The sequence below is a fragment of the Clostridium budayi genome, from assembly GCF_055396605.1.
In genome coordinates, this window is record NZ_AP042456.1 from 1,240,502 (window position 1) to 1,253,687 (window position 13,186).

General features: G+C 26.5%; 15 protein-coding genes and 1 other RNA gene. 12 read left to right on the plus strand and 4 right to left on the minus strand.

What is annotated here, in order from left to right; all coding sequences use genetic code 11:
- The first annotated feature begins 81 nt into the window (after positions 1 to 81).
- The 4 genes from ACZ5TJ_RS05780 (at position 82) to rnpB (ending at position 2,283) form a co-directional block, all read left to right on the plus strand.
- On the plus strand, positions 82 to 777 hold the full coding sequence (locus tag ACZ5TJ_RS05780; protein ID WP_464201921.1) for a tRNA (adenine(22)-N(1))-methyltransferase: 696 nt from the start codon (positions 82 to 84) through the stop codon (positions 775 to 777).
- Positions 778 to 801: 24 nt separating this feature from the next.
- The gene (locus ACZ5TJ_RS05785) at positions 802 to 1,596 is read left to right on the plus strand and encodes a Nif3-like dinuclear metal center hexameric protein (RefSeq protein WP_464201922.1); all 795 of its coding nucleotides are present in this window, start codon (positions 802 to 804) and stop codon (positions 1,594 to 1,596) included.
- Positions 1,597 to 1,659: 63 nt separating this feature from the next.
- Positions 1,660 to 1,881: a hypothetical protein gene (locus ACZ5TJ_RS05790; protein WP_464201923.1), complete on the plus strand. Its 222-nt coding sequence runs from the start codon at positions 1,660 to 1,662 to the stop codon at positions 1,879 to 1,881.
- A 53-nt stretch (positions 1,882 to 1,934) separates the two neighbouring features.
- Positions 1,935 to 2,283, plus strand: an RNA gene (gene rnpB, locus ACZ5TJ_RS05795) — RNase P RNA component class A.
- A gap of 45 nt (positions 2,284 to 2,328) precedes the next feature.
- Here rnpB and ACZ5TJ_RS05800 read toward each other — a convergent pair.
- Positions 2,329 to 2,973 (minus strand): VanZ family protein, encoded by a 645-nt coding sequence (locus tag ACZ5TJ_RS05800; protein ID WP_464201925.1) that lies wholly within the window; start codon positions 2,971 to 2,973, stop codon positions 2,329 to 2,331.
- A 394-nt stretch (positions 2,974 to 3,367) separates the two neighbouring features.
- Between ACZ5TJ_RS05800 and pdxS the strand changes: the two genes are divergently transcribed.
- The 4 genes from pdxS to ACZ5TJ_RS05820 all read left to right on the plus strand — a co-directional run bounded on the left by pdxS (position 3,368) and on the right by ACZ5TJ_RS05820 (position 6,764).
- Entirely contained in the window at positions 3,368 to 4,237 is an 870-nt protein-coding gene (gene pdxS / locus ACZ5TJ_RS05805) for a pyridoxal 5'-phosphate synthase lyase subunit PdxS (protein WP_464201926.1), read from the plus strand.
- A gap of 1 nt (position 4,238) precedes the next feature.
- Entirely contained in the window at positions 4,239 to 4,805 is a 567-nt protein-coding gene (gene pdxT, locus ACZ5TJ_RS05810) for a pyridoxal 5'-phosphate synthase glutaminase subunit PdxT (protein WP_464201927.1), read from the plus strand.
- Between the two features lie 170 nt (positions 4,806 to 4,975).
- The gene (locus ACZ5TJ_RS05815) at positions 4,976 to 5,845 is read left to right on the plus strand and encodes an ERF family protein (RefSeq protein ID WP_464201928.1); all 870 of its coding nucleotides are present in this window, start codon (positions 4,976 to 4,978) and stop codon (positions 5,843 to 5,845) included.
- Positions 5,846 to 5,858: 13 nt separating this feature from the next.
- Positions 5,859 to 6,764, plus strand: a complete 906-nt coding sequence (locus ACZ5TJ_RS05820) for a DUF1351 domain-containing protein (protein ID WP_464201930.1) — start codon at positions 5,859 to 5,861, stop codon at positions 6,762 to 6,764.
- Positions 6,765 to 6,821: 57 nt separating this feature from the next.
- Here ACZ5TJ_RS05820 and ACZ5TJ_RS05825 read toward each other — a convergent pair whose 3' ends face one another.
- Positions 6,822 to 8,012, minus strand: coding sequence for a 3D domain-containing protein (locus ACZ5TJ_RS05825; RefSeq protein ID WP_464201931.1), 1,191 nt, complete (start codon positions 8,010 to 8,012; stop codon positions 6,822 to 6,824).
- Between the two features lie 281 nt (positions 8,013 to 8,293).
- On the opposite strand from ACZ5TJ_RS05825, the gene ACZ5TJ_RS05830 reads away from it, so the two are divergent.
- Positions 8,294 to 8,635, plus strand: coding sequence for a hypothetical protein (locus ACZ5TJ_RS05830; RefSeq protein ID WP_464201932.1), 342 nt, complete (start codon positions 8,294 to 8,296; stop codon positions 8,633 to 8,635).
- A gap of 15 nt (positions 8,636 to 8,650) precedes the next feature.
- Here ACZ5TJ_RS05830 and ACZ5TJ_RS05835 read toward each other — a convergent pair whose 3' ends face one another.
- Positions 8,651 to 9,511, minus strand: coding sequence for a 50S ribosomal protein L11 methyltransferase (locus ACZ5TJ_RS05835; RefSeq protein ID WP_464201933.1), 861 nt, complete (start codon positions 9,509 to 9,511; stop codon positions 8,651 to 8,653).
- A 111-nt stretch (positions 9,512 to 9,622) separates the two neighbouring features.
- On the opposite strand from ACZ5TJ_RS05835, the gene ACZ5TJ_RS05840 reads away from it, so the two are divergent.
- Positions 9,623 to 10,483: a TraX family protein gene (locus tag ACZ5TJ_RS05840; protein WP_464201934.1), complete on the plus strand. Its 861-nt coding sequence runs from the start codon at positions 9,623 to 9,625 to the stop codon at positions 10,481 to 10,483.
- 162 nt (positions 10,484 to 10,645) lie between these two features.
- Complete coding sequence (locus tag ACZ5TJ_RS05845) at positions 10,646 to 11,674, plus strand: oxidoreductase (RefSeq protein WP_464201935.1); 1,029 nt, start codon at positions 10,646 to 10,648, stop codon at positions 11,672 to 11,674.
- A gap of 46 nt (positions 11,675 to 11,720) precedes the next feature.
- Here ACZ5TJ_RS05845 and ACZ5TJ_RS05850 read toward each other — a convergent pair whose 3' ends face one another.
- Entirely contained in the window at positions 11,721 to 12,089 is a 369-nt protein-coding gene (locus ACZ5TJ_RS05850; RefSeq protein ID WP_464201937.1) for a DUF1667 domain-containing protein, read from the minus strand.
- A gap of 134 nt (positions 12,090 to 12,223) precedes the next feature.
- On the opposite strand from ACZ5TJ_RS05850, the gene ACZ5TJ_RS05855 reads away from it, so the two are divergent.
- Positions 12,224 to 13,183, plus strand: coding sequence for a D-2-hydroxyacid dehydrogenase (locus ACZ5TJ_RS05855; protein ID WP_464201939.1), 960 nt, complete (start codon positions 12,224 to 12,226; stop codon positions 13,181 to 13,183).
- Positions 13,184 to 13,186: the final 3 nt, after the last annotated feature.

The following is a 13,186-nucleotide window of genomic DNA, read 5'->3' on the forward strand; positions in this document are numbered from 1 at the left end:
TATTTTATATGCTATAATAAATAACTGAAACTAAAGACAAAATATAATAAAAAATCATCAGTTTGAAGTAGGAGAAAAATTATGGAATTAAGTAAAAGATTAGATTTAATAGTAAATCACATAAAGGATTGTGATACATTAGTAGATGTAGGAACAGATCATGGATACATTCCTATATATGTTATAAAAAATGGAATTTGTAAAAGTGCAATTGCATCAGATATAAATAAGGATCCGTTAGATAAGGCAAAGCTTAATGCTATATTTGAAGAAGTTGATGAAAAGATTGATACAAGATTAGGTGGCGGACTTAGCACTGTAGAAGTTAATGAAGTAGATGCTTGTGTAATAGCTGGAATGGGTGGGAATTTAATAAGAGACATTCTTGAAGCTGATAAAGAAAAAGCAAAAGGATTTAAATTTTTAATACTTCAACCAGCTCAAAATCCTGAAGTACTAAGAGAATATCTTTATACAAATGGATATGAAGTTATAGAAGAAGATTTATGTATAGATGAAGATAAATATTATGAATTATTTAAAGTAAGAGTAAAGGAAGGAGAAGAAACTTCACTTGATCCTATTTACTACGAAATAAGTCCAAAGCTATTAAGAGATAGACATCCTTTAATGAAAGATTACATAACTTATAAAAAAGAAAAATATGAAAAGATTTTAGGATTTATAGAAGACGATACAGAAAGTGCAGAAGCTAGAAAAAATGAACTAGAAGCAAAAATAAATATACTAACTAATTTAGAAAATTATTTAAGATAATATAAATTAGGAGGATAAATTTATATGAGTGTGAAAGTTAGAGATATTATGGAGGCTATGGAAAGCCTAGCACCAGAAATTTTAAAAGAAGATTTTGATAATGTAGGTCTTATGGTTGGATCTAAAGATAAGGATGTTAAGAAAATATTACTTGCATTAGATTGTACTAAAAATGTTTTAAATGAAGCTATAGAAAATAAATGCGATATGATAATAACTCATCATCCTTTAATATTTAGAAAGCCAAACAGAATAGTTCCTGATGATTTACTTGGATATAAAATAACTGAACTTATAAAAAATGATATAGCTTTATATTCAAGTCATACTAATTTAGATTCAGCTAAAAATGGCATCAATAAAACTATAGTTGAGATGCTTGGATTTAAATCAAATGAAATTATAGAAAAATCAAAAATTAAATCTTTTGATGAAGCAGGACTTGGAAGAATAGTTAGATTAGAAGAAGAAATTTCTTTAAGTAGTCTTGTAGATAAGGTTAAAAATGTTTTAAATATTGATACTTTAAGAGTAGTAAAAGGAAATGATACTATTAAAACAATAGCTATAATAAATGGAAGTGGTCAAGACTTTATTAGTGAAGCTGTAAGATTAGGTGCTGATTGTATAATAACTGGTGATACAACATATCATTTTGCATCAGATTATAAAGAACTTGGAATCTCTATTATTGATGCTGGTCATTTTAATACTGAGTGGTTAGTATTTTTAAGAGTATTAGATGATATAAGAAATGAGTTTAAAGATATAGAATTTATAGAATCTAAAGAATCGAAAGACCCATATATATTTATTTAGTAACATAAATAAAATAATCGCATATATTAAATAATGATAATAATATTTAATGGGGATGGGATTATGGGTAGAAGAGGCAAAGGTGGACTTGGAGATTTTTTCTTCATATGTAGAAATTTTTTAGGACCGAATTTCTTTAGAGGTTGTAGATTAAATGGTTGGTTTACTCCACTTAGACTTTGCGTATATTGTGCAATACTTATCGCATTGATTTTTATGGGAGTTGGATTTTCAGGAATAATAATCATAGCGCTATTGCTTTTAATTCTACAGCTCATATGTTAAATGGAAAATTTTATATTTGTAAAAAAATAAAATATATGATATCATAAGTACTGCGAGTAAGACGTGCAATCGCTGCTAGCCTTAGAGCTAGGAGAGGAAAGTCGGAGCTCCATAGGGCAGGGTGCTGGCTAACGGCCAGTCGAGGCGACTCGAAGGAAAGTGCAACAGAAATATACCGCCTAAGATTGGATTCTTGGGTAAGGATGGAAAGGCGAGGTAAGAGCTCACCAGCATAATGGAGACATTATGGCTATGTAAACCCCACTTGGAGCAAGACCGAGAAAGAAGCGTTTTGGGGCGGCCCGTCCCGCTTCGTGGTGTGTCGCTTGAGCTTGTTAGCAATAACAAGTCTAGATAGATGATTGCTTAATACAGAACTCCGCTTATGGCTTATCTCGCATGAGTTGAATGTTAAGGTTGAATGAGAGAAACAGATGTTTCACTTATTCAACCTTTTTTAGTTTCATTGTATCTTTTCATATTAAAATTATTATTTTTATTAATTTCTTTTGTAGAATTAGCACAAATACGCCTTATCTTTTCATATATTAAAACTCCTATAATAAAGCCAAATGAATTTAATATAATATCATTTATATCAAAAATACCAAGCTTAGTTATATACTGGATAATTTCTACGATTATACAATATACAATAATTCCTATAAATAACTTTATACTTGAAGTGTTGAAAATATATCTAATATAAATACCAATAGGTATATATAAAAATAGATTTCCAAGTAGCAATAAGATTGTATTACTTGATAATTTAAAATCATTAATTATTTTAAGTGGATTTAAGTTTATACCAGTTGCTCCATCTCCATATATTCCTTTAAAGAAAGTAAAAGCAAAAATACACATTAAATACATTATAAAGACTAGATGTATTTGAGATTTACTTACTTGCTTATTTTTAATTGAAATAATCAAACAATATAGTAGTATAGTTAAAAATACTCTTACAATAAGATAAGAAGATTCTGATGATACCACTCTAACTAATATATCGTCAAAAAATTTCATACATAAAAATATAGAAGATATAAGGCATACTAATAGTAAAAATAAATGCTTTAAAAATTTCATAAATAGTTCTATCCTTTTTCTTTAATTTTAGTGTTAGAAGTTTACAATATAACGAATATTGTAATATATTGGATAATTATATGAGATCATAATTTTAATCAATTTGAAATCAACAAAGTTCAAAATTACTACTATAAGTATAGCTATAGTAATAATGGGAAGTTCTGTGACTGCAAATGTACATTCAGGAAGAACGGATTCAACAATTTTAAGGTTGAATAAGATATAGAAAATTATTTTATTCAACCTTTTGTTTTATATAATTGTATTAGATTTTATTAGTTAATTTTCATAAATAAAATTTTCTGCAATGTAGCGATACATTTGCATAAACTTCCTTTTAGTATTAGGATAGATACAAAAGTAATTCCAAAAATTTCAAGGGGGAATATAAATGGAAAGAGAAGCAATAAATAAAAACCTTGCACAAATGCTAAAAGGCGGAGTAATAATGGATGTAACAAATAAGGAGGAAGCTATAATTGCAGAAAAAGCAGGGGCATGTGCAGTTATGGCGCTTGAAAGAGTACCATCTGATATTAGAAAAGAAGGTGGAGTAGCTAGAATGTCAGATCCTAAAATGATAAAAGAAATTCAAGAAGCTGTATCAATACCTGTTATGGCTAAAGTTAGAATAGGACATTTTGTTGAAGCTAAAATATTAGAAGCTTTAAATATAGACTTTATTGATGAAAGTGAAGTATTAACACCAGCTGATGATAGGTATCATATAAATAAGAGTGAATTTAAAGCTCCTTTTGTGTGTGGAGCAACTAACTTAGGAGAAGCCTTAAGAAGAATTGGAGAAGGAGCTTCAATGATAAGAACTAAGGGGGAAGCTGGTACTGGAGATGTTGTGCAAGCTGTAACTCATATGAGAAAAATAATGGATGAAATTAGAGAAATAAAGAATGCTCCAAAAGAAGAATTAATGACAATTTCAAAAGAATTAAATGCACCATATGACCTAGTAAAATATGTTCATGAAAATGGAAAGTTACCAGTTGTTAATTTCGCAGCGGGAGGAATTGCAACACCAGCAGATGCAGCTCTTATGATGCAACTTGGAAGTGAAGGAGTATTTGTAGGGTCAGGTATATTTAAATCAGAGAATCCAGAAAAAAGAGCTAGAGCTATAGTATTAGCAACAACTTATTATAATGATCCGAATAAACTTGCAGAAGTATCTTATGATCTTGGAGAGGCTATGAGTGGAAATTCAGCTAAGGAAATTGAAGTAAAATATGCTGAAAGAGGATGGTAAAATGAGAATAGGAGTACTAGCACTTCAAGGAGGTATTATTGAGCATATAAAACATATAGAGGCTCTTAATCATGAAGCAGTAGAAGTTAAAGATAAAAAAGATTTAGAGAATATAGATGCAATAATACTTCCAGGTGGAGAAAGTACAACAATTGGCAAGCTCCTTAATATTACTAATTTAATGGAATCAATTAAAGAAAGAATAGTTAATGGATTACCGACATTTGGAACATGTGCAGGAATGATTTTATTAGCTAAAGAGATTGAAAATGATAAAAGAAGACATTTAGCTGTTATGGATATTAAGGTAAAAAGAAATGCCTTTGGAACTCAAATAGATAGCTTTAAGGAATACGGACATATAAAAGGAATAGAAGATAAAGATATAGAATTAGTCTTTATTAGAGCGCCATATATTACTGAAGTAGGAAAAGATGTAGAAGTATTATGTAAGGTTAAAAATAAAATTGTAGCAGCTAGAGAGAAAAATATTTTTGTTACATCCTTTCATCCAGAACTTACAGAGGATTTAACCTTTTTAAAATATTTTTTAGAAAAAATAAAATGATTTAATTAAAAAAGATAGAAGTACTTTAAATTCAAATATTTAAAGTACTTCTATTTTTTTATAAAATTACCTCTAATATAAATTCTATAAGTTTTAATAAGTGATTAAGGCAGTTTAAAATGCAAATACTATGTATAAGGAATAAATAATTTAAAGAATGGAGGATTTATATGAAAGGGCTTATTGAAATAAAAAAAGGTTTAGATTTAGTAAATAAAAGCATTATAAAATTAGAAAATGACATAAATAACATAAGAATTGATGAAGATAATAATATTGATAAAACCGATGTAATGTATAGCTTTGAGAGAATGTCAGATAACTTTGAAAATATTAAAATTGATATTGATAATTTAATAGCAAAAAATGATGATAATAACTTAAATATATATCAAAAAATACAGAAAGCAAGAGTGGAGCTTCAAAAAAGGGATTTAAAGAAAACAGGATATAATAAGTTTGCTCATTATAAATATTTTGAACTTGGTGACTTTCTTCCACACGTTAATGAAATTTGTTTAAGTATAGGGCTATATACAGAATTTAAATACACTAAAGACCAAGCTTGGTTATATATTAAAGATACAGAAAATCCAGATATATTTAGGGAATGGTCAACACCAATTGAAGTTGCAACATTAAAGGGATGTAGTGCAATTCAAAATATCGGAGGAACTCAAAGTTTTGCAAGAAGATATCTTTATATGATGGCTTTTGAAATAGCAGAAACAGATGTTATAGATTCTGGTGCAGTAGATGAAGAGGCAGAAGAGTCAAAAAGAAAGATAAATAAGGCAGGAGTAATGACAATAAACAGTTTAATAGACGAAACAGGAGTTGATAAGAGTAGATTCTTAACATGGGTTGGAGTGGAAAAAGTTGAAGATATACCAAATTCAGCATTAAATACATGCATTCAAATGCTTAATAAAAAGAAAAAGAGTAATGAAAGTAAAAAGAAAGAAGAAATAGAAATTAAAGAAACAAAGATAGAACCTGAAGAAAAAGAAGAAAAACATCTAGAAGATTTTGAGTTTTAGGAGGTTTTAGCTTATGAAAGAGATAGAAGTTAAAAAAAGATTACCCATAATTTTAATGAATTTTAATGAAGTAAAATCATCATTAGAAGATACTATGGATAAATATAGAGGAATTATAGTTACAGAAGAAAATTTAAAAAAATGCAAAACAACTCAAAAGGATTTAGCAAAACTCAGAAGAGGTATTGATGAATATAGAAAAAATGTAAAAAAAGAAATGGAAAAACCAATAAAAGAATTTGAATTTAAATGTAAGGATCTTATAAATTTAATAACAGAAGTAGAAAGACCAATAAAAGACGGAATAAAAATATATGATGATAAAAGAAGAGAAGAAAAGAGACTTATAGCAAAAGAATATATTAAAGAAAGTATAAAAAATTATAATTTAAATGAAGAGTATGCAACAAAATTAACAGTTAAGGATAAGTATTTAAATCTTAGTGGTACATTAAAAAGTATTAAAGAAGACATTGATATGCAAGCAAATATTCTTAAAAACGAACAAGAAAATGAAAAAAATAAAAAAAATATATATAAAATATCTATGAAAAGTGCTATAGATTCAGTAAATAAGAAATTAAATACTAAATTAACTTTAGAAGATTTTAAAGAGTATATAGAACTAGATTGGCCATTAGATAAAATTTTAAAAGAAATAGAAAATAGAGCAGACGCTATATTTAAGGCAGAAAATAAAGCATATGATATGAAAAATGATGTACAAGCGCCTTTAAGTGTAAATAAGAACGTAATAAGTAATTATAAGAATAAATTAACTAAAGAAGATACTAAATATTTTGTTGATATGCATGTATCACATAATTATGAAATGATTAAGGCTTTAAGCCAGTTTTTAAAAGAAAATGGGTATGAATATGAAGTTTATAAAAAAGGAAGGATTAAATCTAAAAAATAAGCGACTTAATTAAAATTAAGTCGCTTTATCTTTTACTTTTAATCAATTTTTACCATATTAAGAGTAGGAAATAATATGAACTGTAACTGTTTGTCTACCAAAAGCTATACATTCTTCTTTTGAATTCATAAATAAATCAATCTTATTACCTAAGATAACACCACCAGTATCTGCTGCAATAGCATATCCATATCCGGGTATGAATACTTTAGAACCTAAAGGTATTACATTAGGGTCTACAGCTATTGTACTAATACCGTTAGGATCTCTAACAGGTTTAGTACCCATTGCAGTAATAGTATGACCTGAATAAGCTGTCGCTTCAACTGTAAGTGTTTTTAAATATGGTCCACTATTTGAACTATTATTGTTTGAATTACTATTAGAGTTATTTTCTTCTTTCTTTTTATCCTCATCCTTTTTCTTTTGATCTATTAAGCTATTTCCTTTAGATACATAAGAATTAGCTTTATTAATTACATTATTTGTAGATAATTGAGGAATTAAATCCTTTAAAGTAGTTACTGCGTTTTGCAGAGCACTTATAGAAGATGATGATGAATCTATAATGCTTATAGGATTTGCAATAAGTTTATTTTCATTTTCTTCAATAACCGATTGAACTTTTGCTTTTTGTTCATCAAATTTTGCTTTTGATTCTTTTAAAGTATTTTGCTTATCTACAAGAGTTTTTAATTTAGAAGTATTTTCTTCGTTAAGTTTTACTATTTGATTTTTATTGTCATTTAGATTCTTGATGTCATTTTGAAGAGCCTGTTCATTACCTTTTAATTCAGTAATCATATCAGTATCTGCTCCAACTATTTTTTGAACTGCATTGATTCTACCAAGTAAATCTGCAAGTCCATTTGATTCAAATATAAAAGCTAAATAATTTGATATTGAATAATTACCGCTTTTATAAATGGCTCTTAGTCTTTCTGATAATACATCTTGTCCATCTTGAATCTGCTTTTTTGTTGATTCTATTTTTCCTTGAGTTGTTTTAATTTCATTTTCAATAGAAGTTATTTTATTTTTATTGTTTTCAATTGTTGAGTTAAGTGAATTAATATCACCATCTAAAGCTTGTATATTACTATCTAAAGTTTTGATTTCATCACTTATTTGATTAAAATGAACTTTATTTTCATCGATTGTTTTTTTTGCATCATCTGCAAAAGCAGGGAAAGCAATATGAAACATTAATGTCGATATGGTAAAAAAAGATATCAAAAATTTCTTCATAAAAAAAGACCTCCTCTTGATATTTATTATAGTATAGCATAATAGCTTATATCATGGGAGGAAAAGTGTGGATTTATAAGAAATCCACAAAATATACTGAAAATTTATAATATTTTAAGAAAAATTAGCAAGAAATTTTGAAGAGAATTTAATGAAAAATAAGTGAATTTCTAAAAAATTACACTGGAATTCATGAAAATATACTCTTGTTAAAAGGAGGAATTAGTAAGTTTTTATAGAATATTAAAGTATAAAGAGGGTTTAACAACAGGAGGAAATATATGAAGTTATTAGTATGGTATGTGGAAAAATGTAAAATAAACAAGGGGTTTAGAATAAAGTCCTCATTATTAGTTGGATTAATAGCGGCATTAATAGCAATGATTGTAAACGCAAATAATGGATTAGATTTTGATGTTTGTATAATATCTGGTGCATTATTAGGTTTAATATGGATTCCATTTTGGCTTTTAATTATTAGGCAGTCAATCAAGTTTAGAGATAAAAGGGAAGAATTTGAAAGACTACAAATAGAGAAAGAAAAAGAAGAAAAAAGAAGAAAGACAGAAGAAAAATTAAAAAATAAAAAGAAGAATAAGAAAAAAAATAAAAAGGACCTTTAAAAGGCCTTTTTTATTTTACTTAAAGATTGCACTGCACCATTCATTTGTTTGGTATTTTTCAATCATTTCAAAATTATTTTGAGTTATCATATCTTTAACTGAATCAAAACTCCAAGATACTAAGCCTGATACTAAAAGTATACCATCTTCTTTTAGGTGTTCTTTTATAAATGGCATAAACATTTCAGTTTCAGCTCCACCTATATTTATATAAATCCAATCAAATTTAGAATATATAGTAATATCTGATGACAGGGCATCACCTACTAAAACTTTGATATTATCTAATCCATTTAAAGAAGCATTTAAAAGAACTTCATCTTCTACATCTCTTATATCAAGTGCAACAACTTCTGAAGCTCCTTTAATAGATGTTGCAATAGATAATATACCAGAACCAGTTCCTATATCTAATACTGATTTATTAGTAAAGTCTTTAGATAATATTATATTTAATAAATCTTTAGTAGTTTCATGTAATCCAGTACCAAAGGCACCTTGTGAAATAAAGTTAATTTTTTTTCTTCCTTCAATATCTTCATCACTTGGATCAGCTAAAACCCATTCATTACCAATTAAAACAGCAGGCATTTTAAATTCTTCATATTCATAATTAATTTCTTCTACATTTAATAATTCTTTATTTACGATTTTATTAACTGTATCTTTAAAATTATCTAATCCTTCAATATCTTCATCATAAGCAACTTTTAATATAATTGGCTCATCATCTTTTTCAACATAACCATAGCCAAATTCATCAGTTGTTATTTCAAGTGGATTTTCATAAAATACATTGAATATATCATTTATTTGTAGCTCATTTATTATTTCATCAACTTCATTGTAGTTTACTTTATATGATAATATGTACATATATTCACCTCTTTAATTTATATCTATTAGATATGGTATTACAAAAGACTTTTAATGTAAAGGCTTAAGAGGTATAATTTAATAATGTAATAATAAACAAAGGAGAATAATATGGATAGATTTAAGCTTAAAATACTTATGACAATTTTTATGATACTTGGAAATATAGCCATATTTTTTAAAGGAGCACCTTTTTGGTTTAATTATGTAGGTCAAATAGCACTTCCAGTATTTTTATATCTTTTAGTGGAAGGTTACTTTAAGACATCTTCAAGAAATAATTATTTAAAAAGATTACTACTAGCTTCAGAAGTTATATTTTTAGGGAATAATATTATGTCATTAATAGGACATAGGGGGATGGACGGAGGAACTTTAGAACTTAGCAGTTTTAATTATATACCTTATATAGTTTTCGTAGGCATTGCAATTCTTGCCATTATCCTTATTGTATTAACTTATAAAACAGATATAATTACTGATAAAAAAGCAATAATATTTATATTTTTAATGGTAATTTCAAACTTTATCTTAAATTATGCATTTAATACAAAGTTATATATTTTACCTAATAATATATTACTTTCAATGTCAGCTGCTTTTGTTATGCTAAATGGTATGGTTCAAATAAGAACAGGTCATACAACAATAGCATTTATAAAAGTATTAGTTGCAGTATCTTTAGGAATATGTACGCAATCACTTATAATAGGACCTGCATTCGTATTTATATTCTATAAATGTTTTAATAATAGAAGAGATATGTATCTTGCAACTATTGTATTTTCAGCATTATTTTTACCAGGTTTTAATATAGAAAGAATGCTACAATATCCTGTTTGGATGATGGTATTTTGTATACCATTTATATATTTCTATAATGGAGAAAAAGGTAAAGATTTTAGAAAATTCTTTTATATATTTTATCCAGTACATATATGGATATTATATTTACTTAGTATAATTTTATAAAATAAAAGATGTCCAACATAAATTGTAGCAAATATCTATGTTGGACATTTTAAATTAGATTTTTAGAGAGGTATTGTTATTTAAATTATACGTTTACAGACAGTTAAATATTCTTTATTATATAATAAGAATAAAAATTTTGTGAGGTTTTGGAGGGAGTATATGAAAAAACTTAGAATTGGAATAATAGGATTTGGTAAAAGTGCTAATAGATATCATCTTCCATATATATTAAATAAAGAAAAGTTTGAAGTAGTAAAAATATTTAGTAGAACAGAAAAGAAAGAATTAGAAGAAAAATATAAAGAGTATGGTATTAAATTTGTTAGAGATGTCAATGAGCTTTTAAATGATAGTACAATAGATCTAGTTACGGTATGTACTCATGTTGATTCACACTATGAATATGCTAAATTAGCTCTTAATCATAATAAAAATGTTTTAATTGAAAAACCTTTTACTAGAACAAGTAAAGAATGCAAAGAATTATATGAAATTGCAAGGGAAAAAAATCTTCTTATAATGCCATATCAAAATAGAAGATATGATAGTGATTTCTTAGCATTAAAGAGTGTTATAGAAAGTAATGTATTAGGTGATTTAGTTGAATTAGAATCACATTTTGATTATTATAGAAAAGATTTAGTTAAGGTAGATGGTTCTCCATACGATGGTGCCTTTTATGGACTTGGAGTACATACTATAGATCAAATAGTATCTATATTTGGTAAACCAGATAAGGTAACTTATGATATAAGAAGTATAAGAGTTAAAGGTAATCCAGATGATTATTATGAAGTATGTATGTTTTATGACAACTTTAAAGCTATTGTGAAAACTAATCACTTAGTAAAAATGGAGTATCCTAAATTTATATTACATGGTTTTAATGGAAGTTTTATTAAATACGGTATTGATAAACAAGAAGAATGTCTGAAAGCTAATATAATGCCTTGGGATAAGGAATTCAAATCGGATATTAAAGAAAACTATGGAAAATTAAATTATATAGATAATGAAGGAAATGATATTACTAAAGTAATAGAAAGCCCAAATGGTGATTATAGTGAAATTTATAATGCAATGTATGATGCCATTATAAATAATAAAGAACTCCCAGTAAAGGAAGAGGAAGTTCTAGAAGTTATGAATATATTAAATAATGGAATAAAAGAATGTTATAAAATATAAAAGATTTATTTAAGGAAAGAAATATAAAAAATATTTATTTTCTTTTTTATTTAGATAAATATACATTACTAGTTGCAATTATATTTACACCAGTATTTAGAATGTTTTCTTTTATTATGTCACCAGATTTAATAGGAGCTGATACTTTTAAATCACGAAGTTCACTTAAAATCTTAAAAATTAAAGATTTAGGAACTACAATTTCACTTTTAACAGGAACAATTTTAGAACTGCCATTTAAAACGGTTATAACAGTTGTAACTGTCATAGATGGAACTATGTATTCCTTTTTAGCATAAGAGATACCTTTTCTGCAAGCATTACCAGTTACTGATGTTATATTATTTTTATCGAAAGAAATATTTAAATTACATGAACGATCACAGGCTAAGCATACTAAATTAATACTTTCCATATTATAACTCCTTTCAAAATGCTAATATAAATATTATTGACATAATTTACAAATTAGATACATTATGAAAAGAAATAGATAAAATATTGTGGTAGAATAATATTTATAAAATAACTTTTTAGGAGTGATATATAATGAAAAAACTAGTAGTTTTAGATGGAAAAACATTAGGTGACGTTGATTATAATTTATTAAATAAATTTGGAGAAGTTAAAGTTTATGATATAACAGAACCAAAGGATGTAGAAAATAGAATTAAAGATGCAAATGTAGTATTAACTAATAAAGTTGTACTTAATGAAGATAATTTAAAAGATGCAAAAAATGTAGAGCTTATATGTGAAATGGCAACAGGATTTAATAATATAGATGTTGAGTATGCAAAAAAAAGAAATATTGCAGTAACAAATGTTGCAGGATATTCAACTAATACAGTAGTTCAACATACATTTGCTACACTATTACACTTATATGATAAGATAAGCTATTACGATAATTATGTAAAATCATTAGAATATTCAAAATCAAAAATATTTACAAACTTAGATAAACCTTATAGAGATTTAAGTGGTAAGACTTGGGGAATAATAGGACTTGGATCAATAGGTAGAGGTGTTGCAAAGGTTTGTGAAGCTTTTGGAGCAAATGTTATTTATTATTCAACATCAGGTAGAAATAATAATCAAGATTATAAGAGAGTTGAACTTGAAGAACTTTTAAAAACTTCTGACATAATATCAATACATGCGCCTTTAAACGAAAAAACTTCAGGTCTTATAAATTATGAAAATCTTAAAAAAATGAAAAAAGAAGCTATAGTAATTAATATGGGAAGAGGTCCTATTGTTGTATTTGAAGATTTAGCTAGAGCCTTAGATGAAGGTATAATAAGTGGAGCTGCATTAGATGTATTTACAGTAGAACCAATTGAAGAAGATAATCCTATTTTAAAAATAAAAGATAAAGAAAACGTAGTATTAACACCTCATATTGCATGGGCAAGTATTGAGGCTAGAGAAAGATTATTTAAAGGTTTATTAGAAAATATACAAGCTTTCTATAATGGAGAAAAGAAAAATAGAGTAGATTTATAACAT